Raw genomic sequence first — 21639 nt, forward strand, 5'->3', positions numbered from 1 at the left:
AGCGAATGCGTAGCGCTTATTAATCTAAGCAAACTCAGATTCAATCGTGTTTTCTTTAAATGAAAGTGAAAAATCATAAGGAGAAAGGTAGGGCGCACGAAATCATTTTTTGAATGGAGGTTAACATGATGAAACCACACATTACCGTACTCACATTGGGAGTAGATGATCTGGAAAGATCGTTAACGTTCTACAGGGACGGATTAGGTTTTCCGACGGAGGGGATCGTGGGCAGAGAATTCGAGCATGGTGCGGTTGCTTTTTTTGACTTGCAGGCGGGATTGAAGCTTGCCATTTGGAACCGTAAGGATCTCTCTCATGAAACGAAAGTTCCTCTATTGCCGCCAAGCTCAACTGAAATGACAATCGGTCATAATGTCGGCAGCAAAAAAGAAGTGGATAGGATTATGTTGCAGGCTGAGCGGGCTGGAGCCAGCATCACGGATCCTGCGCACGACGCCTTCTGGGGAGGATACTCCGGACATTTCCTCGACCCTGACGGCCATTTGTGGGAAATAGTTTGGAATCCCGCATGGGATATTGAGGAGCACGTCGTCTGAATCTACCGCTCGAGTTAGGCCAGATGTATCCCCTAGGTTCCACAAATAAAAACAACCACGTCCATAGACGTGGTTGTTTTTATTTTACCAAGCGCTAGCTGATTGTTTTTCTTTCCACATCATTGTAATGACAAGACCAATAAACATAATGACTGCCGCAAAGAGATACGGATAGTTGATGTTTACATCAAATAATATACCGGCTAACGCAGGTCCGGCAATAGTGCCGAGGCTAGTATAGGTTGAGTTCATTCCAGCAACAAATCCTTGTTCTTTCCCAGCCGTTTTTGATAAATAGGTCGTTAATGCTGGCCGCAGCAAGTCAAATGCGAGAAAGATGAAGCAAGTGACTAGCAAAATGGCTAAATAGCTGGAGATCATAGTGGATGCTACCGCTAATGCTACGCCAGCAATTAAGCAGATCTGGATGAGTTTTTTTTCACCGAGTTTATCTACCATTTTACCAAACATAAAGACCTGAACTACAACCCCGAAGATTGCACTTATTGTAATAATGGTTGCAATATCTTTTGGAGTGAAACCAAATTTATGATCTGAAAACAGACTGAATATGGTTTCATATGCGGATAAACCAAAGGCCAGTACAAATACAATAATAAAGGCAATAATGTATTGCGGATGAAGCGAACGTTTAAGATCAGATACAAAGCTGGTCCCTTTTTTGAGATGAGAAATTTCCAGAAGTTGCTGTTTCGTTAACGGCTCTTTTAAAATAAACAGGGATGAAATACATGTTATCAATGCGAAGCCAGCAGCAAAATAGAAGGGGGCACGCACACCGAGCTCAGCAATAAAACCTCCGATACCTGGACCAATAATAAAACCGATGCTAATGGCGGCAGAAATATAGCCCATCGCTTTTGGCCTTTCCTCTACTGAGGTAATATCTGCAATAAAGGCAGTTACGGCTGGCATAATAAATGCACCGCTAATGCCTCCTAGAATTCTGGATAAATAAAGCACGGATACATGTGTACCTAAACCAAAGATTACCTCAGATATACTGAAGAGGAGTAAGCCTATGATGATCATTTTCTTTCTGCCATAAGTATCAATCCATCTTCCTGCCAGGGGAGACATAAGAAATTGTGCGAACGCAAAGGCCGCCATAAGATAGCCCATCGTTTGTCCTGATAAATGCATAATATTCATAAACGATGGTATAACAGGGACGATAAGTCCAACTCCTAGAAAAACAATGAATATATTACTTAATAGAATGAGTAAGACTGTTTTTTGTTCTTTCAATGGTTTCGTCATGAAGAAATACCTCTCTCTGTAAAATCATAGCTGTGAAATACCTCTCCAAAATATGGTCCATGAGGCATGTAATTTATCATCCAAACGTTTTTCATTATTCCCATATGCAAGCTCTAACATGATCGAATCAACGACACCTAAGAAAGCAAGAGTAGGGATGGAGGCGACATCTTCCATGATGGCTTTGGCATCGATCCAATCTTGAAACTTGCTTTCAAGTACGGTTTGAATTTTTTCTTCCGTATCCATTACTTCCTCATTGATCGCTGCTGCCAGATGGAGAGGGGGAAAAAAAGACATACGGAGCCAAAACTTTAACTGCTCACTCTTTTGAAACAATTCAATAACCAATTGCAGATAGCCAAATAAATCTGCTTTGGGATTGTGCTTGTCCACTTTACTCAAATATTTTAGTTTCGATGAGGTTTCTGCCTCTTTGGCATCTTGCAATACCTGTAGAAATAGATCATCTTTCCCTTTGAAATGAGCATAAAGAGACTGTTTTCTCATACCAACATCCTCGGCAATTTGAGACAGAGAAGCTCCCTCATACCCATGAATGGTGAAAAATTTTAAAGCTACGTCTTTAATCTCATTACTTTTCAATATTATCACCTCGAATATTAACGAACGTTCGTCAGTTATTTTATCAAATTTAATTTCTTTTTACAAATGTAAATTGCTCTCAATGTTTAGAGAGATTGGTGTACTGCATTTATGACGATCGTCACTTATCATATGATGGTCTTTTTATATATATTTATTTTCAGAATTGACTTTGTCTTAGAAGGAGTGGGAAGGTTGCATAGAGAAATGGAATTGGAAATAAAACAATACAGTATTAGAAAGGTTTTTAGTTTATGGGCTTTGGTCGCGTTGCCGATGGTCTTCTTTCGATTCATGTTGCTGCCGGTTCTTGCACCCATCGTCAGTTTTCATCCGGGTATTCTCTATTGGATTCTTATGATTGTCGGCATGATCTGGCAGTTTGTACTATCTGTTTTCCTCTTAAAAAGAGAATTGGGCAATTTGAGCTGGGAGAAGCTAAAAAAAAGACTGTGGTTAAATCATCCAGTACATCCGAAAACGTTCAAGGTTTATAAAATCGCATATGCATTCACAATTCCAATCATTATGTACGCTTTTTTCTTTGAAAGCACTGGCTTGTTTGGTTTTATTGAAGAAACGATCAACCTTATTTTTCCATTGTTGGCCCCCGAGGATTATACTAGGATAGAAAATCTGGCTATCCCTGAATTTGTAGGGGCCTGGTATTTGCTCGGTATTGCTCTGATCAGTTGTCTCTTTAATTATTTACTAGGGGAAGAGTTATTCTTCCGAGGCGTTCTTTTGCCGAAGATGAAGGGAGCCTTTGGAAGATGGGATTGGGTCATGAACGGTGTTTTGTTCGCAACGTACCACCTTCATAAAGTATCGGAAATTCCTTTGTTTATCGTTGGTTCGCTTTTTTATGGTTTTTTAAACGCCAAATACCGCAGCTTTTGGCCGGCTATCCTTATTCATGGAGTGGAAGCTATTCCATTGCTATTAGGCGTTACCGCCGTCATTTTAGGTTTTCTATAACGATCCATTTCTAAGAGATGAGTGGTCAAATGAATATTTCAGCTGTTTATACACTAAGCAATACGAAAGTATCAAGAATATTTTTTTATGGGTTGGCTTGCGCTTACGTGATCCTATTATTGCTTTATGTTGTACTTTTTCAATATAAAGGTTTGGTAGTAGTTGCGATCCTGATTGGACTCTATTTCATAAGGCACTCAAAATATGTGTTAAACCATCCGAGGTTTCATCTCATTGCAGCCGTATCCCCGGTCGTCGAAATCGTGCTTCTATTTCTATTATTTCTGCAGAGCGGTACGGAAATTGAGAGTATCGTATTTGTCCTCTTTGTTGCGGATCTTCTCCTTCACTACAAGTCGTGGTACGCTTTACCTTTTGCTTACGACGGTTTTGTAGCCTACCTTTTTTTGTGGCCAGCAGATGGAAAAGATTTGTGGCGGAATGTTTTCTATATTTTAAGCTATACATGTCTCGTTATTCCGATTTGGAGCACTAAGCTGCTGCTCAATCAAAGGGATATGAACCTTCGATTAAACGAAGCTTTGATTCAGGAAGCTAGAACGAGGGAAGAGCTGGCAATATATAAGGAGAGAATTCGTATAGCGGAAGAAGTTCATGATACGGTGGGACATTCGTTAACGACAGCGATTGTTGCCCTTGAGGGGGCTGGGCTGCTCTTCCATATAAAACCAGAGGAATCTAAACGGAAGATTCTCGTCGCGCGTGAACAACTAAAGCAGGGACTTGGCAACATCCGTCAAGTCGTCCGAACATTGAAAGCAAAAGACGGGAGTTTGGATGTTATGGGAGGTAAGGAAGGGATACAAAAGATCATGAATGATACGTCGAAGCAGACGGGGGTTCAATTTGTTTTTCATTATGAGATGACTACTTCCCTTATATCCCTTCAGGAGTATGTCATGATCAACTCCATCAAGGAATCGATCACTAATGCGCTAAAACACGGAAACGCGAGCAGGATTGAAATCAGTATCATAGAGCAACAAGATATGATTCATATTACGGTGAGGGACAATGGAACAGGCAGCGATTCGGTCATCTATGGCTTTGGTCTTAAATCGATGGAGGAACGGATTGAGGCCATCGGAGGCCAATTGAGCGTGCTAAGTGAACCTATCAATGGATTCGTTCTTCAAGTCCGAATACCTATTGCAAGGGGGGATGAGCAGTGAATGTCGATAGCAAGATCAGCGTTATACTTGTGGATGATCAGAAAATTATGCTGGAAGGATTGGAAACGTTGCTTTCGATACGATCGCACATGGAGATCGTCGCGACGGCTCAAAGCGGAGAAGAAGCGCTTGAACGACTTCGTTCGGTCGTTCCGGATGTCATTTTGATGGACATCCGCATGCCAGGTATGGGAGGGGTGAAGGCAACCGAAGTGATTAAGGAGCTACATCCGCATGTGGTTATTCTCATCTTAACGACTTTCGACGATGATGAGTATATCATAGAAGCTTTAAGCAATGGGGCTGCAGGTTATTTGCTTAAAGACATCGATGGAGACAAGCTTGTTCAATCCATCTATGAAGCGCTTTCCGGAAATTTGCTTCTGACTGGCAAAGTGGCTCACAAGCTTGCCCGTAATATTCGCAACAAGAAAAGCCGGTTTGAAAGAGCTGGCGAAGAGCTTGACTTGACGCAAAGAGAGCTTGACCTCGCAAGACTGCTTGTAGAGGGCTACAATTCAAAGGAAATAGCCGAAAAATTATTTTTGACTCAAGGTACGGTTAAAAACTATTTGAGTGACATATACAGCAAGATCGGCACTAATGACCGGGCTAAAGCGGTCTTGTTATTAAGCAGGTATTTATCATCTTGAGAACAGAATGGCTATGAAGATATGAACACAAAAAGGGAACTGGCGAGTTGGTGATCGTACTAGCTCGATGGGCTCAGCGCTATAGGAAGAGGCTACGTTGCAGTTTGTACAACGTAGCCTTACGAAACAGCTCTCATGTGAGGTTTTCATTGTACATAGTGCAGTGTAGGCGCTTCTCCTTCATCTAGCGGTGACTTTAGGAAATCAAAGAATCTGGCTGCAACCGCGACCATCCAGAATGATCTACTCGTGCAGCGCCTAAACCATAAATGTTAAGTTTATCTTATTTAAAAGCACTTATATTCGAGACATATTCTCTGACAAATAGTCTGCTGTTCTTATGGCCATAGCGGCAGCGGTGAGCGTTGGATTTGCAGCTCCAATGGAGGGCAATACGCTGTTTCCCGCGACGTAAAGACCGGATATGCCATGAATCTGGCCATAACGATTCGCAGCCGATGTGTTAGGGTCATCACCCATTCGACATGTGCCGGATTCATGAAAGTCATAGCCGGGCGCTAGCAGGCAAAGATCGGGCTTCCCCATGGAGCCCGTCAATTGAATGCCGGCTGCCAGTGCGATGATTGGAATATTGGACTTTATTTGTTCAATAATAGCTTGGTCTTTGGCGCTGTAGGAGAAGTTGACCGCAATGCCAGGAACACCGTGTTCGTCTTTGCAGGAGTAATCCAGATAGACTTCGTTTTCAAACCTCGATTCAACGGTACCGAACCCTCCAAAGAAATTAAGCATCCCATCGTTTTGCAGTTCCTTAGTCATGTCATGATACCAATAGTAAGGCTCCGGACCTTGGATTTGAACCTGATAATGGTTCTTAGACGTTGATGGCAGCAGAATGGCTAACGTCCCTTGTACTTCAGGAAATGAAGCTGTAGGTATCGATCCGTTCGTAACGACCATGGAGTGATTGGTCAGATAGTGCCCGATGGCTCTGCCGGGAATTCCCGAATGCAGAAGTAAACGAGGCGTTTGCAGGGCGCTGGCAGCTAGAATGACGGATCTTGCTCTCAGGAAGAAGTTTTTTTTGTCGGGATTGGCCGCCTGAACGCCGATAACCCTGTTACCCTCCGTTACGATTCGCGTGGCATACGTATTTACCGCTAAATCAAAAGGAGCTGTATTAAGCGCTTTTGCGAAAAAATCGATAGAGCTGAACACGGCCGACGAAAGAATCTTTCCGTATTTGGTCGGGTTCATATTTACCGCAAGCGGACTGTTTACTGCTTCCGTGAAGCCGTTCGCCCATAGCCTATTCAGCACCGATTCGGTCATCGAAGAATCCTTGCTGTATCCGTTCGAGACGGTCATGACGCTTTCCGCGATGTTGTAATAAGCCGTTAATTCCTCTGGCGATATCGGCCAATTGGCGATCTCATGACGCTGGAGGCGAGGTGTAACCGCGCCCCAAAACTGTGTGCGCCCTCCGAGCGAGTATACTTCTCTCGCTCCTGAAAACTGGGGAAGAGTCAAGCCTATAGGAGTGGAGACGGCAGGATTGGCAAAGAGCCGGGCTGCCCTGCTGCTATTTAAGGTTGGAACATTCCAAGAATGTGTTTGCAGCAGGAGGCCGCCTTTCTCAATTACCCCGATCTTCATGCCGGTAGACGACCAATGCTCACATAAGCGCCATAAGGCTGCGCCTCCGCCTATTCCAGAACCGATAATGAGAACGTCATATTCCGTTTCCGCCATTTGCTGCAGAGAGGCTAGTGGAATCCAGTTATTCAAATAAGGCGTAGGATCTACAGGTGGACAGGAGAAGGTGGTGCCAGACGTAACGCCCTCAGACCCGTCAGGAATTCGTATAGTTGCCCCGGCAATGCTTGTATGGTGGTGTAGGATATGTGTATTGACCATGCGAAGCAGCTCCACGTCTATTTGATATTGTTTGGCGATGGTTTCGAATGTATCATTCTTGCCAGCAATGTACAGCCTCATTGCGCACACTTCCTTTGTCAAGGTTTCCTTATATTTATGTATTTGAATCCGTTTAATGATAAACTTCGGGTCGTGCTGAATAGGTTCTCAACGTTCACCGTTTTGGCATAGGCGCATAAAATAAACAACATTGATTGTATCTGAGGTGCTAATGCAAATGATTAAAGCGGTGATAGGCAGTAAGGCATTCATAGAAGCAAGAATAATTCGAGTAACGATTTGGAATGAATTTGTAGCTGAAAGAACGGATCCTGAGGTAGCTAACATATATCCGAAAGGGATTCATTATGCCTTAGCAGAGGGACTGGCTCCTTATGGCTTGCGGATTCGAACGGCAACTTTAGATATGCCCGAGCACGGATTGACAGAGCAGGTCATTAACGATACTGATGTGTTAATCTGGTGGGGGCATTTGGCGCACGAAGAGGTGGATGACCTTGTAGTCGAATGCGTTTATCAAAAGGTATTGCAGGGCATGGGGCTAATCGTACTACATTCCGGACATTTTTCTAAGCTGTTTCAGAGGCTGATGGGAACGACCTGTCAACTGAGATGGCGGGAAGCGAATGAACGTGAAATTTTATGGGTCGTAGATCCGTCGCATTCCATTACGGAAGGGCTTGGACATTATATCGAACTGCAGCAGGAAGAGACTTATGGGGAATTTTTTGATATTCCTGCGCCGGATGAGCTCATCTTCGTAGGTTGGTTTCAGGGAGGAGAAGTTTTTCGAAGCGGCTGTACGTTTTATCGTAGAAGGGGGAAAATATTTTATTTTCAACCAGGACATGAAACGCATCCGACTTATTATAATAAAGAGATTTTACTAGTAATCGCGAATGCAGTTAGATGGGCGGCATCTCCTCATGGAGCAGAGCCTGTGTTCGGAAATGCGAAGCCTCTGGAATGAGAATAACATACAAGAGATTACCGCTCAGCACAAGCATGATGAGGGCCGAGCGCTACAGGAATCTTAACCTGATGCTGGCTTATGAAGAGAAGAATAGAAATGAAAATGGGCTATTCTGTATATAGCCACACTGGAAGGGAATAATGGGACTAAGTGAAATAAGGTGGTTTCTTCATGGCGAACAGTACTTCAGGAGTAACACAATCCGGAACATCAGGTTCAAGCGGAACAATGGGAGCAAACGGCGATAAACCGACTAACACACCGAAAAAAAACATTTCCGAACAGCTGCAGGATAATTTTGGTTATTTAGAAACGATTTTTTCGAAAAGCACAGATATTGTTTTCAGGCATTGGAACTACGGTCCTGAGCTGAAATTTGCCGCATGTTCGGTATATTATGAATCGCTCGTTCAGGAAGATACCGTTAATTACATGAAAATTTCGCTGCAAGACCTAGCCACACATGAGATTGGTCCAGGCATGGATGTTACACCTCAGGATATTCGTTCATTTTTTGAGCATGATGGCGTATCGGCGAAAAAAGCAGCCGTTCTTAATGATTTGGAGCTGGTCATTGATGAGATATCGAATGGCCGTCTCCTCATTTTGTTTGATCAATGGGATAAAGCGTTAAGCTTTAAAGCGGAATCCGTCGAGACGAGACAAGTCAATGAGTCTGTAAATGAATCCGTTGTACAGGGTCCAAGGGAAAGTACCGTAGAAAATTTACAGAAAAATCTAGGCTTGCTTCGTCTACGTCTAAAAACACCAAAATTTAAATTGGAAAGAATTATTTCGGGTGGAGAAACCAAAACGATTGTTGTTTACGGTTATATTGATGATGCCGTCGATGCAGAAGTGCTGGCGGAGTTCAAAAAAAGGATAGTGCAAATCAAAGAGCTTGAAATTTTGGAAACCTCCTATATCGAGCAGTTGATTGAAGACTCTACTTATTCACCATTTCCGCAGCATCGCTACACGGAGAGGACCGATATGGCGGTAGCAGGACTGCTCGCTGGGAAAATTGCAGTACTCAGCCAAGGCACGGGCGGCATTTTGTTATGTCCGGGGCTATTTACCGAATTTTTTCAATCCAGCGAGGATTATTACCAGCGCACGCTCATCGCTTCTTTGGTCCGTTGGCTTCGGATCGTTGCCTTCCTTATTGCCTTAACCTTGCCGAGCATCTACATTGCGCTTTCGACCTTCCATCCAGAGCTAATTCCTACAGTTCTGCTTCTGGCTATCCTTGATGCTCGCGAGGGCTTGCCTCTGCCTGCGGTATTTGAAGCGCTGCTCATGGAGTTTTTCTTCGAACTGATGCGTGAGGCGGGCGTGAGGCTGCCTCGGCCGGTAGGCTCCGCTGTCAGTATTGTGGGAGCTCTTGTTATTGGAGATGCGGCGATAAGCGCTGGGATCGCTTCTCCGATTATGGTTATCGTTGTGGCCTTAACGGGCATTGCTTCCTTTGCGATTCCACAATATAACATTGCGATCGCAATGCGAATTCTAAGGTTTCCGCTTATGATTAGCGCAGCAGTATTAGGTGGATTTGGGATGATGATTTGTTTATTATTCCTTTTGCTCCATGTTTGCAAGCTGCGCTCGCTTGGGCAGCCTTACTTGGCTCCGTTGGCACCGTTTCGATTAAAGGAGCTAAGGGATGTCGTCATAAGAGCGCCGCTCAAGACACTGCTTCGTTCTCCTCGAAATCATCATAAGCACAAACCGCTTCATAACGGAAAGAATGAGGATTGAGGAATCATGAAAAAAGGAACTTTATGTCTTGCTCTGCTGCTTAGCATATTTATAGTCTCCGGTTGTTGGAGTAAATTTGAGTTGACTGAACGGGCATTCGTAATGGGTGTCGCTCTCGATCAAGGAGAGAATGGGGAGATTGAATTACTTACACAAATTTACCGTCCAACCTCTACACAGACACTATCTTCCGTCTCAAGCAGCGCCTCCAGTATTAACATTAAGACCAAAGATGATTCGGTGATGGAAGCGATTCGCGATATTCCAATACACTTGGGAAGGAAAGCGCAATGGAGCCATCTTCGCGTCATTATTGTAGGTGAGAAGCTAGCTAGATCGAGCAATATCGGTCATCTTCTGGATCTATTCTATCGGGCTCATGAGCCAAGAGGCAGTGTAACCATCATGATCTCAAAGGGAACTGCGGGCAAGCTATTTGAGAAGAAACCGTTAATCGAGCAGACTACTGCGCAGCAGTTCTTAAGAGCGAAAGAATCCTCATACATCACCTCGGCCAAAACGGTAGATTATAATTTGCTGGATTTGATGCTCCAGCTGCGAAGCGCCAACGGCGATGCGATTGTTCCTTTTGTGTATGAGGACAAAAAATCAAAGGATATATTTTCAGCGGCAGGACTAGCCCTCTTAAAAGATGGGAAAATGAAAGCCGTTCTGCCTTCTTCCGAAGTAGAAGGGCTGCTTATGCTTCGCAATTCTTATCAATCCGGTGTCATTGAGATCAAATGTCCCGGAAAAAATGGAGATTATGAAACGGCGGAGGTTCTCTCGCTTAACGCAAAAACGAAGCCTCAGATAAAAGGAGATCAAATTTCAGTCAACAGCACGATTGTTAGCGATATCGCGATTGGAGAGCTTAAATGCAGCAATATAAAAAGTACCGAAGATGAAGAGGAATTCATTAAGAAAATAGAAGTTAAACTGTCGGAGCAGATTAAAAGCACGTTTCAATTTCTTCAGTCGAACAAGCTGGATGTGATTGGAATCGCGGATACGATCTATCGTTCAGATCCTCGGAAATGGGAGCGGTTAAAAGAGAATTGGGATACGCAATTCTCTGAACTCCCGTTTACTATTCAAATAAAACTAAGATTAATCACAACCGGAACGATATCCGGTAAGCCTGCCGGTTAGGCAGGGAAAGGTGAGTTGGCATGGTGGAGCGAATTCTAGTCATAGTCGTGGGCTTTGGCAGTATGTTGCTGTACGATTTGTTGACTTTGAAAAAAGTCAGCAAGCGTGAGAAAGGAATATACACCATTGCCTGCCTCATTTGCTTATACATGGGCATGGACTTCGTTGTAAATAAGGATTGGTTTGATTTTTTTGATTTGATGATTCCTGTTTTTGAAGATATATCTAAAGCGATAGATGGCTTCTTAAATGTGAATGCATGACAGTGGATAAGGGAGGAGAAAAGCATCGATAAGCAAACGATAAGTGCATACCAGATGGGCGTACTGTTTTTTGTATTTATGACTGGTTCTTCCATCATCAATATTCCAGGTACACTCATTGGTAAGGCAGATAATGGATCTTGGCTCTCTCTGCTCCTATCCGGAGGTATAGGCTTTCTCATTCTAATCTGTATCTTATTCTTGCATCGGCGATTTCCAACCATGACCTTTGTGCAATATAGCCGCCATTTAATGGGGACACCGCTTACAATCCTCTTCTCTCTGTTTACGATATCCTTTCTCCTTCAAATGCAATCGGCCATTGTAAATGACGTTGGGCTGTTTATGGTCAGCTCAATGTTAAGAGAAACGCCAATGTATGCTTTTACTTTCCTCATATTTGCCATATCGTCTGTAGTGGTACGTGCGGGAATTGAGGTCATGGCGAGAATGTTTACATTGACGATGATTTTGACATCGATAAGTATCTTTTTTGTACTAATAATCGCTATCCCAGACTATAATCCTGCTCTATTGCTCCCGATATTGCCAAAAGGGATCAAGCCCGTTCTGCATGGGGCATATTTTACCTTTGGTTTCCCTTATGTGGAGGTATTCTTGTTCTCCATGCTGCTGCCGTTTGTCAATGATGGCCCGACCCGCAAGCTATCTAAGACGATGCTGTTTGCGCTGGGTATTAATATTTTGGTGCTTTGTTTATCTGTCATATGCGCAATTATGATTTTTGGCAGTTTCGCTGGCGAGAAACCTTATGTGTTTTTTTCACTGGCTCGGGTCGTCGAATTCCAGGAGATCATACAACGAATAGAGTCGATTATAGGGATGTCCTTGATTTTGGGTTCATTCATGAAAACAACCATAACGCTGTATGTGCTTAACTTGTATTTAAGTCAGTTGTTTCGTTTTGAAAATACTCAGACCTTAGTTATGCCATTAGCCTTAATCGGTTTCTTTATGGGACTGGTAACCGTCGATGGGGCGACGGAGTGGGGATACATCGTGACTACGATTCATCCCGTATGGACGTTTGCGGCATTTATAATTCCATTGCTGCTGCTCACGGTTATCGCCTTATTCAAAAAAAAGACAGCTAACTGAAAACGTTTTGAGGCTGCTGGTAATTATCCGAACTGTACAACTATCGATCTGCTTGTTATTGTATTATGGTTAATAGAATGACTGCCTTAATAGTTATTTATAATATAGAACTTAGGAGGATTACATGTCCTGGAGCAAATTAAAGCAACATCTGGAGAGCTTTCTCAGTCCTGCGTTAAATGGAAGGGTCGAATACCGAGCAACCGGCTATCGTTATTTACCTGATAAAGCGGGAATTTGTTATATCGCGGTAGATAAAAAGAACATACTCAATATGAGTGATACAACTACCTTAATCAGATGGTATCAGACGGATCTGGAAATTAAAAATGATTCAGATATCCAAATTCCAATCAACAATGAAGAAATTGAAGCGGTCAGAAGAGATACCAAGGGGATCGTTCCGGAGGATCGTCTGAAAGTAATTGCAAGAAGTAGAAAAATATCAGAATATGCAAAAGAGCTTTTGTTAGCACAGTCTTCATTAAGTAAATCGAATTTTATCGTTGTAGCTACTAAGTTTTTATCCATATCTATAGAAGAAAGCATAGAGAGCAATGATATCTTATTAAATATTCTAGCTTTGGTGGACAGACGCGTTGGGAAAAAACGGATTTTAAACATGACCGAAAAGATGAAGTTGAAGCATCCAATTGTGCAGTATTTTTATGAACTTCGGCTTAGCACGTTATGAAAAAAATTACTCATTCCCATCAGGATCCATAAGTCATACGAATTGTGCAGCCCAATGCGGCTGCTTTTTTACTTTGATTACATGTTTTGCAGTCTGTTTGAATTATAAACATTACATAATGTAATATATAATTGACATTATGTAATGTGACTTGGTATTATATAAGTGAAAGGAGATGAGGCATCTTGAAAAATAAAAAAATGAAGATTGCCAGAATAGAAGCCGAAGTATCGCAGGAGCGTTTAGCTGAGATCGTTGGTGTCACAAGGCAAACAATAAATTTAATCGAGTCCGGCAGCTATAATCCGAGCCTTAAGTTATGTATTGAAATATGCAAGGCACTGGGCAAAACTTTGAATGATCTATTTTGGGAGGAATGAGTATGAGTGGTGAGAAAATAGTTAAAGAAGCAAAAGTGACTATGTCTGTATCGTTGATCGTAGGTCTCGTTCTTTTGTTAGTCGGTCTTGTATTTAGACAATTGGATATTACTTTAATTTCAAACAATAAGGCATTGATAGCATTGTCACTTTTACCGTTAAGCTTAGCATTCGTTTCTTTCCTGAAATTATTAAGAATAAAGAAATCCCCCCAGAAGATGCGAAGCATTATTATTAAAGAGAGTGATGAAAGGCTTGTGACATTAAATAATGAAGCCGATGCGAAAACGTTTAAATTACTCCAAGGAGTATTGTTTTTAACTTATTTTGGTTACACATTTATTTTTCCACATGAAATTTTCGAGTCGGCCGGATGGTGGATATTATTAATACTCTTATTAGGATCTATGATTCTACAAGGAATATATCGGCATTTGTTATGTGAAAACAATTCTAAGCATGGTATGAATTAGGGTGCAGGAAAGGATAACTTCATTTGCAGCTATAGATGATGGGAATTAATATGAGGTATGTTTAAGGGTATTAAATACCCTTAGGCGAGAGAGCACATCGCTGGCAGCGATGAGGTCAGCTTTTAGTAAAACAAAGGCTAATTCCATTTATTATGAATGAGAATTAGCCTTTGTTTTGTTATGCTTCATATTGACAGTGAATATCGCCACTGCACCCTGCAGATGCATGCCAACTAGTACCGCATTCGCCTACATGGCAGCATACATGGCTTCTCTCCATACGTATATATGAAGTCGGTCAAAAGATGGGACTCAATGTCGAATAAGAGGTACAGTGTCCACAATTAGGGTGTTTAACCGGTAATGTTATCTGGGCAGGCTCGGCTCCTGAATGAGATTATGATGCTCGCGGGTGGAGCGCCTTATTTGATATTGACTCCAGCGCTTGCATAGCCTTGTATTGCAGTGGCTACGTCAAGTCCGGCAGTTACGGTAGCTGTGTATACGAGCAGAAGTCGTGTGTTGGCTGCAACGGGGATGTATAATCCGGTAGTTGCTCCATTGGATTGAGTACCAATTCCTATTATCCCTGTAAGAGTAGGATACAGGGTTACGATTGCCCCTGGAATGGCAGTGAAAGTATTGTTAGGTACAGTAGATTGGAACAATTGTGCTGTAATCGAAATATTTGATCCTATCAAACTCAAGCCAGCGCTTGTGCTGAAAAAAGCGGAGATGTCCGTTATTGTACCGGCTCTAGGCATTGAAAACGCGAAGTTTGCTAGAGTTCCAGAAGCTCCGGTTAGATCGATCGTTCCTCCAGTGATGTTAATACCGCTGACTGAGTTGCCAAAGCCAATCGACCCGCTTGTGTTTTGTGTTCCTCCGAGAACCGTAGTTAATGCGATGGGCGTGCCTGAAGCGAATGGTATGATCGTACCCGCAGCATCGGCGCCAGCCGGACCTATTGGGCCTGTATCCCCAGTCGCTCCCGCAGGACCTTGCGGACCTGTGGCGCCTTTGCTTGTAAGTAAGGTGTAATCCGAAGAGCTATCCGGTGTTCCTGTCGGTGGTACAGTATTTACCATATAAGTGCTTCCGTCATAAGTAACAACTTGATAGACCGGATAAGATGGAGCATGAGCTGGATTGAAAGCAACGAGTCCATTTAAGCCTACGCCATTCGTACCCGCAGAGCCTTGCGGTCCAGTAGCGCCGGCCGGACCTGCTGGACCTGCTGGACCCGTAGGACCTTGTGGTCCAGTTGCACCTGTAGTGCCGTTCGAACCCGCAGGACCTTGCGGACCTGTGGCGCCTTTGCTTGTAAGTAAGGTGTAATCCGAAGAGCTATCCGGTGTTCCTGTCGGTGGTACAGTATTTACCATATAAGTGCTTCCGTCATAAGTAACAACTTGATAGACCGGATAAGATGGAGCTTGAGCTGGATTGAAAGCAACGAGTCCATTTAAGCCTACGCCATTCGTACCCGCAGGGCCTTGCGGTCCAGTTGCGCCAGTCGCACCAGTAGCGCCGGCCGGACCCGCAGGACCTTGTGGCCCGGTAGCGCCAGTCGCGCCGGAAGGACCTTGTGAACCCGCAGGACCTTGCGCGCCAGACGAACCTGTAGAATCTTCCTCTATTTGTATTTTGACCATTTGGGAGGATTTGTCCCAAGAGACTTTAGCTCCGAAAATGTCGGCGAGTGCACGGATTGGTACCATTACTCTTCCATTTTTGATTTGAGCGGGCTCGGCAAGATCAATTTCCTTCGCAACAGAATCGATAGTCACAGTTGCTTTGTTCGATCCCATGACCAGTACGACGGTTACGTTATCTTTGATCAATGTCGCTGTTTTCGTTCTTTGATCCCAATGAATGGATGTTTTGAATGTGTCGGAAATAGACTTGAAAGGTACGAGCACAGTTTGATTTATGAGAACAGGGGCATGTTCATCAGAATTACTAATGCCGTTGACCTCAAGCTTTATTGCGCTTGCAGCATAACTTACGGGAATGAACATAATTTGAAATAAAAGTGCAACAATAACTGGAAAAGCGATTACTTTTCTCTTGAGCACATAAACTCCTCCTCGTGATGGTGTACTTTCAACTTAGAAATATAGCAAACTATGCGAGTATGACAGAGGTACAGCATAGTTGTAATACTTGTTTTTCAAAGAAATGGAGTTGGCTCTCCATTAATGGGACCTCCTTATACTGACAAATTTTTCGACCATTCACATAATACCGACTATGCCCCTCTCTTGGTAACAATCTCCTTTCCAGTTCACTTATTCCCTTCCCAAATAAACAAGGATACTTACCGAAACTGGTTTAGTTATTTCTATAATAAATCAAGCCAACATTAAATTCTGTAATCTGGATTACACTTTTGTTCGAATGCAATTGGAACGAAAGTAAAAAAACCAGGTGGATGGGGAATACAGCCACATCTTAGTTTATTCTATCCTCAGCACTCTTCTCATGTGGAGTGTCTAATATTGATGACTCTGAATCAATAAATGAGATGTGACGGAGTTGCTCAAAGTTATACATCCATATAAACTGTTCTCAAAGCAGCAACTAGGGACTGTGGTAGGATTTTGCGGACAGCGATTAGTACCCCGTGACCGAGATAACCTTAAGGGCATCTACAGAATCATCTTAACGGCTATCATACTTTCGATTGGCACCATTGGCATTGTGGGAGGGATCAATAATTATTTAGAAAAAGGGGGTGGCGAAGTTGTAGCCTGAATGAACTTAAATTAAATATCTTTTAAAAGAATAATAAAAATATTCAATTTACTTAAAGGGATTTTTCGAAAAATGAGCTGATTCTTGACATGATGTTCAAAAAAATAAGGAAATGAAACGATGGTTTTAAGGGGAGCATCTACCCTCGCATATAACATATGAACATCAAAAGACTTAAAGTGTCTTTTGTCGAAGATATAGCTGATGGTTTCATTTATGAAATTTATCTATTCAAAACTCTAAAACCATTCTGTAATACGAAGCTAAAGTTTATAAAAATACTGCACTTATGGATGCTTTAACTTCATCATAACGACAACGAATGTGCTCATGCTGAGATAGCATGAGCTTTATTATATTTTGGTTATAATAAATCATAATGGTAAACTCATTGCTATTGGCTAGGGCAGCAAAGAAAGTAGTATGGAGATCGTAGTGCCCATGAATTTACTCAAATCATCAATAATAGTTGGAGAGAATCGCATGTTCAATATACATAACTAAATACATAATAGGTATTATTTGTATTCAAGAAGAGAATATGTTCTATCTTACAATAATAATAATTTAGATTGCACCAAAAGAACTAGAAAAAAGGAAAAAAATAAATTGTAAATCACCTAAATTATTTGTTATACTAATTCACAGCGAAATCATCGGAAATAGAACGAATCATAGACAGATATATAGAGAACTAAGTAACTGGCGGGCTAGGAGGATAAAGGTTGATTCAACTCATTGACTTACACAAGCTGTACAAAACGAATAAAGGCACAGTAGTTGGCGTCGACCACGTCAATCTTCATATCGCTAAAGGTGAAATATTTGGCATCGTTGGTTATAGCGGCGCGGGCAAAAGCTCAGTGCTGCGTTGCATTAACCTACTTGAGAAGCCAACCTCAGGAAAAGTGCTGGTGAACGGCGTTGAACTTACCGCTTTGAGTAAAAATGATCTGAGAGTCGCTCGTCAAAAGATCGGCATGATATTTCAACATTTCTACCTTGTGGGAAGCAAAACCGTATTTGAGAATGTTGCGCTTGCTCTGGAAGCAGCGGATACTCCGAAGTCGGCTATTCACAGCAAAGTCACGGAGCTGCTTCAGCTCGTCGGTCTGGCGGATAAGGCAGACAGCTACCCTGCTCAATTAAGTGGAGGCCAAAAACAGCGTGTCGGCATCGCTCGCGCGTTGGCCAACGATCCGCAAGTGCTGTTATGCGATGAAGCAACGTCAGCGCTTGACCCGATGACCACACAGTCGATTCTGGCACTGCTTCGAGAAATCAATCGTAAGCTGGGGCTTACAATTGTGCTCATTACTCATGAGATGGAAGTAGTGAAGGAGCTATGTCACCGGGTTGCCATTATGCAGAATGGTCAGGTGATTGAAGACGGCAGCGTATATGAGATTTTTGCTAATCCAGTACAGCCGCTGACTCGAGAATTTATCAATAGTGTATTGGAATTTAAGCTGCCAGCGAAACTATGGGAGAAGCTTGACCGATCTAGCAAGGTTTTAAAGGTGTTGTTCCGTGACGATGCAGCAGAACAGGCAATTATTTCTGATTTGCTGAAGAAGAGCGGCATTAAAGCAAATATTTTGCATGGGAAAATAGAGTATATAGGTGAGAAGCCTCTTGGAACCTTCATTATGGAAGTGACCGGAACAAATGAGGAAGTTGATTCGGCCATTCGGTATTTGAATGATCGTTCTTGCATTGTGGAGGTGGTTCAGCATGTTTAGCTCCTTGATTGAAATGCTTCCCGATATGGGAAAAGCATTTTATGAAACGCTCTACATGGTTGGTATCTCGCTATTGATAGCATTCATCCTTGGTCTGCCGCTTGGCGTACTGTTGTTTATTAGCAGCAAAGGGCTATTCTCAGAGAACCGAGCAATTAATATGATTTTGGGCGTGGTTTCGAATATGGTACGTTCGATCCCGTTCTTAATTTTACTTGTGCTGCTGTTGAAATTTACGCAATTTTTACTTGGAACTACGATTGGTCCATCAGCCGCAGCTGTTCCACTCTCCATTGCAGCTATACCTTTCTATGCGCGCTTGGTAGAAAACTCACTTAGAGAGGTGAATAAAGGGATCATCGAAGCCGCTATAGCAATGGGGGCAAGACCTTGGCTTATTATCCGCAAGGTACTGCTGCCAGAAGCAAAGTCCGGCATCATTTCAGGACTTACCATAACCGCTATCAGCTTGCTTGGTTTCTCTGCGATGGCAGGTACGGTCGGCGGCGGAGGAATTGGGGACCTGGCCATACGATACGGTTATTATCGTTATGATAATGAAGTTCTGTTCACAACGGTTATTCTACTTATCGTGGTTGTCCAAATCATCCAATTCGTTGGAGATTGGGCATCGCGTAAAGTAGATAAACGTTAAGATAAAAGATTTTCACAACTTAGAAAAAGGGGATAATAATCTTGAAAAAGCAATTAATGATCGTTACGTTGTGCATCCTGTTAATGTCAATGCTGGCCGCTTGCGGCAGCAATAACAAAGAAGAAGGAACAGCTTCTAACGAAGGAGCTGCACTGCAGAAAAAATCGCTGAAAATTGGAGCAACGGCTGGTCCATACAGTGATATGGTGAATAAAGCGATTAAGCCTCTTATGGAAGAGAAAGGCTATAAAATTGAGATTGTTGAGTTCAACGATTATGTTCAGCCGAACAAATCGCTTGATAACGGATCGATCGACGCCAATCTGTTCCAGCACATTATTTATTTGAACAAGTTTGCTCAGGATAACAAGCTTGAACTGAGCTCTGTCATAAGTGTTCCAACTGCGCCCATGGGGCTATATTCAAATACAATCAAATCCATTGACGATATTAAAGAGGGAAGTTCTCTTACGATTGCGAATGACCCTGCCAACCTAGCACGCTCGCTTCTGCTGCTTCAGGATATTGGGCTCGTTACAATTAAAGACGATGCAGATCCGGCGACGATTTCCGATAAGGATATTGAAAATAATGTGAAGAATCTTAAAATAACATCACTCGAGGCTGCACAGCTTCCGCGGACACTGGATAGTTCCAATCTGTCTGTTGTAGCGGGGAACTTCGCCCTTGCAGCGGGGATGGACCTGACTAGCGCTCTGCAGCTTGAGAACATGTCAGAGAATTATCGCAACGTTGTAGCTGTTAGAACAACAGATGCTGAAAGCCAATTCGCCAAGGATTTGAAAGAAGTTATTGAATCTGCTGAATTCGAGCAAAAGATCGATGAGCAGTTCCAAGGCTTCTCTAAACCTGAATGGATGACAAAATAAGAGAATGAATAAATAAGACCGTGCTGCTTCATCATGCAGCACGGTCTTATTTATGTTAGTCCAGCTTAGAGAGCCTGTGTATGATCGATGAGTTGTTTATCTTGTGAATATTTTTTCGATTCATTCATCAATTGTTCATAATGCTCTGTTACGCTCTCTTTGAAATGAAAGGAGAGGTTCAGATGAGTTGGTTAGAGATCAGTTTAGCATTGATTACTGCTGTAATTATATTGGGGTATATGTCAGGTGTGCTAATGATAGGGAGAAGGATATTTACTGCACTTGGCGTAGGAACATTGATGCTTGGTCTGCAACTGGTGCGTGATGGCTACAGAATACAAATGCTTTTGTTTTATCTTCTTTTTGCGGTCAGCTTGTTAAGCTTCACAGCATGGGCATTATGGAGAAGAACGGTGAAATTAGAAAAGAAGCCGAGGTTGTGGAAGCGAATAACTGTTGGAGGCATAGGAACGGTAATACTGGCAATAGCTTTCCTCATTCCGTTATACGTATTGCCTATAATTACTCTGCCCATGCCGACGGGGACGCATATAATAGGCACGTCCAGCTACAACTGGATCGACGAGAGTCGTTTGGAGTCATTTACATCTGATGAAGCCGACCATAGAGATGTCTTAGTTCGTGTCTGGTACCCAGCAGAACCAATAGAAAATATGAAAACTGCCTCTTACGCATATAACGTTGAACAAATGGAGCAATTGTACAACGATCAACCATTATATGTGAAGGTATTACTAGATGCTATTAAAAATACAAAGGTACATTCGTATCTTCAAGTGCCAGTCTCTTCTGTCGCAAGCCGCTATCCTGTTCTGCTCATGTCGCCTGGCTTTGGAGCATCCAATTTCATGTATACGAGTTTTACTGAAAACTTGGCAAGCCACGGGTACATCGTGGTTGCAATTGAGCACCCGTATTATACGCAAATACCGACTATTTATCCAGATGGAAGAATTACAGCAGGGCAGGTGGCGTTAGATGCAGACCCATTCATGTGGGACAATATGAGCGAACATATGCAGCTATGGGCGCAAGACGTGAGGTTTGTCCTCAATCAATTGTACGTGTTAAACGAATCAAAGGATCAGAACATTTTATCTGGAAAGATGGATTTGAATCGTATTGGCATGCTAGGTCACTCGTTCGGAGGCGCGGCTGCTGCACAGGTGATGCATCAGGATTCTCGGGTATTGGCTGGCTTGAATATGGATGGATTTCCATATGGCGCAGCGATTGAAGACGGATTGACTAATCCTTTCTTATATATCCAAACGACTGACAGTGATGCCTTTGGAAAACGAGAGCTCTCGGAGGATGTTTGGTCCGATTCCAAAAAATATCCTGGACTGGAATCCGAAGAGGAATACTTTGAGGCTGCGGCTGAGTATACACGAAGAAAGAATGGGATGTTGAAGAATGGCGGGTCTGAATGGGTGGTTTCTGGCGCTGATCACATGAGCTTCTCCGATACGGTGCTGTACTCGCCATTATTGGGAGATGGTGATCTATCTTTGATTGAAACGATAAATGAAAAGTTGGTGCAGTTTTTTGATGTACATGTTAAAACAATAGAATAAGGTTGTAATCGAAGC

General features: G+C 42.7%; 20 protein-coding genes. 16 read left to right on the top strand and 4 right to left on the bottom strand.

The window, feature by feature from the left end; genetic code table 11:
- The first annotated feature begins 128 nt into the window (after positions 1-128).
- Positions 129-560, top strand: coding sequence for a VOC family protein (locus MHI37_RS15180; protein WP_076335989.1), 432 nt, complete (start codon positions 129-131; stop codon positions 558-560).
- A gap of 84 nt (positions 561-644) precedes the next feature.
- On the opposite strand, the gene MHI37_RS15185 is transcribed toward MHI37_RS15180, so the two are convergent.
- Both MHI37_RS15185 and MHI37_RS15190 read right to left on the bottom strand, forming a co-directional pair.
- Entirely contained in the window at positions 645-1841 is a 1197-nt protein-coding gene (locus MHI37_RS15185) for an MFS transporter (RefSeq protein WP_076335988.1), read from the bottom strand.
- A 24-nt stretch (positions 1842-1865) separates the two neighbouring features.
- Entirely contained in the window at positions 1866-2447 is a 582-nt protein-coding gene (locus tag MHI37_RS15190) for a TetR/AcrR family transcriptional regulator (RefSeq protein WP_076335987.1), read from the bottom strand.
- Positions 2448-2642: 195 nt separating this feature from the next.
- Between MHI37_RS15190 and MHI37_RS15195 the strand changes: the two genes are divergently transcribed.
- Genes MHI37_RS15195 through MHI37_RS15205 form a run of 3 tightly spaced genes read left to right on the top strand, consistent with a single transcriptional unit; the run spans position 2643 to position 5271 of the window.
- Complete coding sequence (locus MHI37_RS15195; protein ID WP_342556553.1) at positions 2643-3425, top strand: CPBP family intramembrane glutamic endopeptidase; 783 nt, start codon at positions 2643-2645, stop codon at positions 3423-3425.
- 29 nt (positions 3426-3454) lie between these two features.
- On the top strand, positions 3455-4618 hold the full coding sequence (locus MHI37_RS15200) for a sensor histidine kinase (RefSeq protein WP_076335985.1): 1164 nt from the start codon (positions 3455-3457) through the stop codon (positions 4616-4618).
- Complete coding sequence (locus MHI37_RS15205) at positions 4615-5271, top strand: response regulator transcription factor (protein WP_076335984.1); 657 nt, start codon at positions 4615-4617, stop codon at positions 5269-5271. Before MHI37_RS15200 ends, MHI37_RS15205 begins: the two co-directional genes overlap by 4 nt.
- 297 nt (positions 5272-5568) lie before the next feature.
- Here the strand turns inward: MHI37_RS15205 and MHI37_RS15210 are convergent, their stop codons facing one another.
- Positions 5569-7230 (bottom strand): GMC oxidoreductase, encoded by a 1662-nt coding sequence (locus MHI37_RS15210; RefSeq protein ID WP_076335983.1) that lies wholly within the window; start codon positions 7228-7230, stop codon positions 5569-5571.
- Between the two features lie 157 nt (positions 7231-7387).
- Between MHI37_RS15210 and MHI37_RS15215 the strand changes: the two genes are divergently transcribed.
- The 8 genes from MHI37_RS15215 (at position 7388) to MHI37_RS15250 (ending at position 13982) form a co-directional block, all read left to right on the top strand.
- Positions 7388-8140 (top strand): ThuA domain-containing protein, encoded by a 753-nt coding sequence (locus tag MHI37_RS15215; RefSeq protein WP_076335982.1) that lies wholly within the window; start codon positions 7388-7390, stop codon positions 8138-8140.
- Positions 8141-8314: 174 nt separating this feature from the next.
- Positions 8315-9901 carry a spore germination protein gene (locus MHI37_RS15220; RefSeq protein WP_256710267.1) on the top strand — a complete coding sequence of 529 codons (1587 nt, stop codon included), beginning with the start codon at positions 8315-8317 and terminating at the stop codon, positions 9899-9901.
- Positions 9902-9907: 6 nt separating this feature from the next.
- A complete protein-coding gene (locus MHI37_RS15225; RefSeq protein ID WP_076335981.1) occupies positions 9908-11053 on the top strand; it encodes a Ger(x)C family spore germination protein in 1146 nt (381 codons plus the stop codon).
- 20 nt (positions 11054-11073) lie between these two features.
- Positions 11074-11316 (top strand): hypothetical protein, encoded by a 243-nt coding sequence (locus tag MHI37_RS15230; protein WP_076335980.1) that lies wholly within the window; start codon positions 11074-11076, stop codon positions 11314-11316.
- Positions 11317-11355: 39 nt separating this feature from the next.
- Complete coding sequence (locus tag MHI37_RS15235; protein WP_256710333.1) at positions 11356-12435, top strand: GerAB/ArcD/ProY family transporter; 1080 nt, start codon at positions 11356-11358, stop codon at positions 12433-12435.
- Positions 12436-12559: 124 nt separating this feature from the next.
- Positions 12560-13129: a hypothetical protein gene (locus tag MHI37_RS15240; protein ID WP_076335978.1), complete on the top strand. Its 570-nt coding sequence runs from the start codon at positions 12560-12562 to the stop codon at positions 13127-13129.
- A gap of 185 nt (positions 13130-13314) precedes the next feature.
- A complete protein-coding gene (locus tag MHI37_RS15245) occupies positions 13315-13509 on the top strand; it encodes a helix-turn-helix transcriptional regulator (protein WP_076335977.1) in 195 nt (64 codons plus the stop codon).
- Between the two features lie 2 nt (positions 13510-13511).
- A complete protein-coding gene (locus tag MHI37_RS15250) occupies positions 13512-13982 on the top strand; it encodes a hypothetical protein (protein ID WP_076335976.1) in 471 nt (156 codons plus the stop codon).
- 422 nt (positions 13983-14404) lie between these two features.
- Here MHI37_RS15250 and MHI37_RS15255 read toward each other — a convergent pair whose 3' ends face one another.
- Entirely contained in the window at positions 14405-16060 is a 1656-nt protein-coding gene (locus MHI37_RS15255) for an exosporium glycoprotein BclB-related protein (protein WP_342556554.1), read from the bottom strand.
- 1404 nt (positions 16061-17464) lie between these two features.
- Between MHI37_RS15255 and MHI37_RS15260 the strand changes: the two genes are divergently transcribed.
- From MHI37_RS15260 to MHI37_RS15275, 4 genes are all read left to right on the top strand, one after another.
- A complete protein-coding gene (locus MHI37_RS15260; protein WP_076338604.1) occupies positions 17465-18481 on the top strand; it encodes a methionine ABC transporter ATP-binding protein in 1017 nt (338 codons plus the stop codon).
- A complete protein-coding gene (locus MHI37_RS15265) occupies positions 18474-19136 on the top strand; it encodes a methionine ABC transporter permease (protein ID WP_076338605.1) in 663 nt (220 codons plus the stop codon). Before MHI37_RS15260 ends, MHI37_RS15265 begins: the two co-directional genes overlap by 8 nt.
- A 41-nt stretch (positions 19137-19177) precedes the next feature.
- A complete protein-coding gene (locus MHI37_RS15270) occupies positions 19178-20026 on the top strand; it encodes a MetQ/NlpA family ABC transporter substrate-binding protein (protein ID WP_179090276.1) in 849 nt (282 codons plus the stop codon).
- 182 nt (positions 20027-20208) lie between these two features.
- Entirely contained in the window at positions 20209-21624 is a 1416-nt protein-coding gene (locus MHI37_RS15275) for a hypothetical protein (RefSeq protein ID WP_076338607.1), read from the top strand.
- Positions 21625-21639 lie beyond the last annotated feature (15 nt).

It is taken from the genome of Paenibacillus sp. FSL H8-0548 (assembly GCF_038630985.1).
Lineage (GTDB): Bacteria > Bacillota > Bacilli > Paenibacillales > Paenibacillaceae > Pristimantibacillus.

What these genes read in the sequence shown, in the direction of transcription:
- MHI37_RS15265 (WP_076338605.1), top strand. Translation starts at nt 18,474, where the DNA reads ATGTTTAGCTCCTTGATTGAAATGCTTCCCGATATGGGAAAAGCATTT.
- MHI37_RS15185 (WP_076335988.1), bottom strand. Translation starts at nt 1,841, where the DNA reads ATGACGAAACCATTGAAAGAACAAAAAACAGTCTTACTCATTCTATTA.
- MHI37_RS15275 (WP_076338607.1), top strand. Translation starts at nt 20,209, where the DNA reads ATGAGTTGGTTAGAGATCAGTTTAGCATTGATTACTGCTGTAATTATA.
- MHI37_RS15240 (WP_076335978.1), top strand. Translation starts at nt 12,560, where the DNA reads ATGTCCTGGAGCAAATTAAAGCAACATCTGGAGAGCTTTCTCAGTCCT.
- MHI37_RS15225 (WP_076335981.1), top strand. Translation starts at nt 9,908, where the DNA reads ATGAAAAAAGGAACTTTATGTCTTGCTCTGCTGCTTAGCATATTTATA.
- MHI37_RS15220 (WP_256710267.1), top strand. Translation starts at nt 8,315, where the DNA reads ATGGCGAACAGTACTTCAGGAGTAACACAATCCGGAACATCAGGTTCA.
- MHI37_RS15250 (WP_076335976.1), top strand. Translation starts at nt 13,512, where the DNA reads ATGAGTGGTGAGAAAATAGTTAAAGAAGCAAAAGTGACTATGTCTGTA.
- MHI37_RS15215 (WP_076335982.1), top strand. Translation starts at nt 7,388, where the DNA reads ATGATTAAAGCGGTGATAGGCAGTAAGGCATTCATAGAAGCAAGAATA.
- MHI37_RS15230 (WP_076335980.1), top strand. Translation starts at nt 11,074, where the DNA reads ATGGTGGAGCGAATTCTAGTCATAGTCGTGGGCTTTGGCAGTATGTTG.
- MHI37_RS15180 (WP_076335989.1), top strand. Translation starts at nt 129, where the DNA reads ATGAAACCACACATTACCGTACTCACATTGGGAGTAGATGATCTGGAA.
- MHI37_RS15200 (WP_076335985.1), top strand. Translation starts at nt 3,455, where the DNA reads ATGAATATTTCAGCTGTTTATACACTAAGCAATACGAAAGTATCAAGA.
- MHI37_RS15210 (WP_076335983.1), bottom strand. Translation starts at nt 7,230, where the DNA reads ATGAGGCTGTACATTGCTGGCAAGAATGATACATTCGAAACCATCGCC.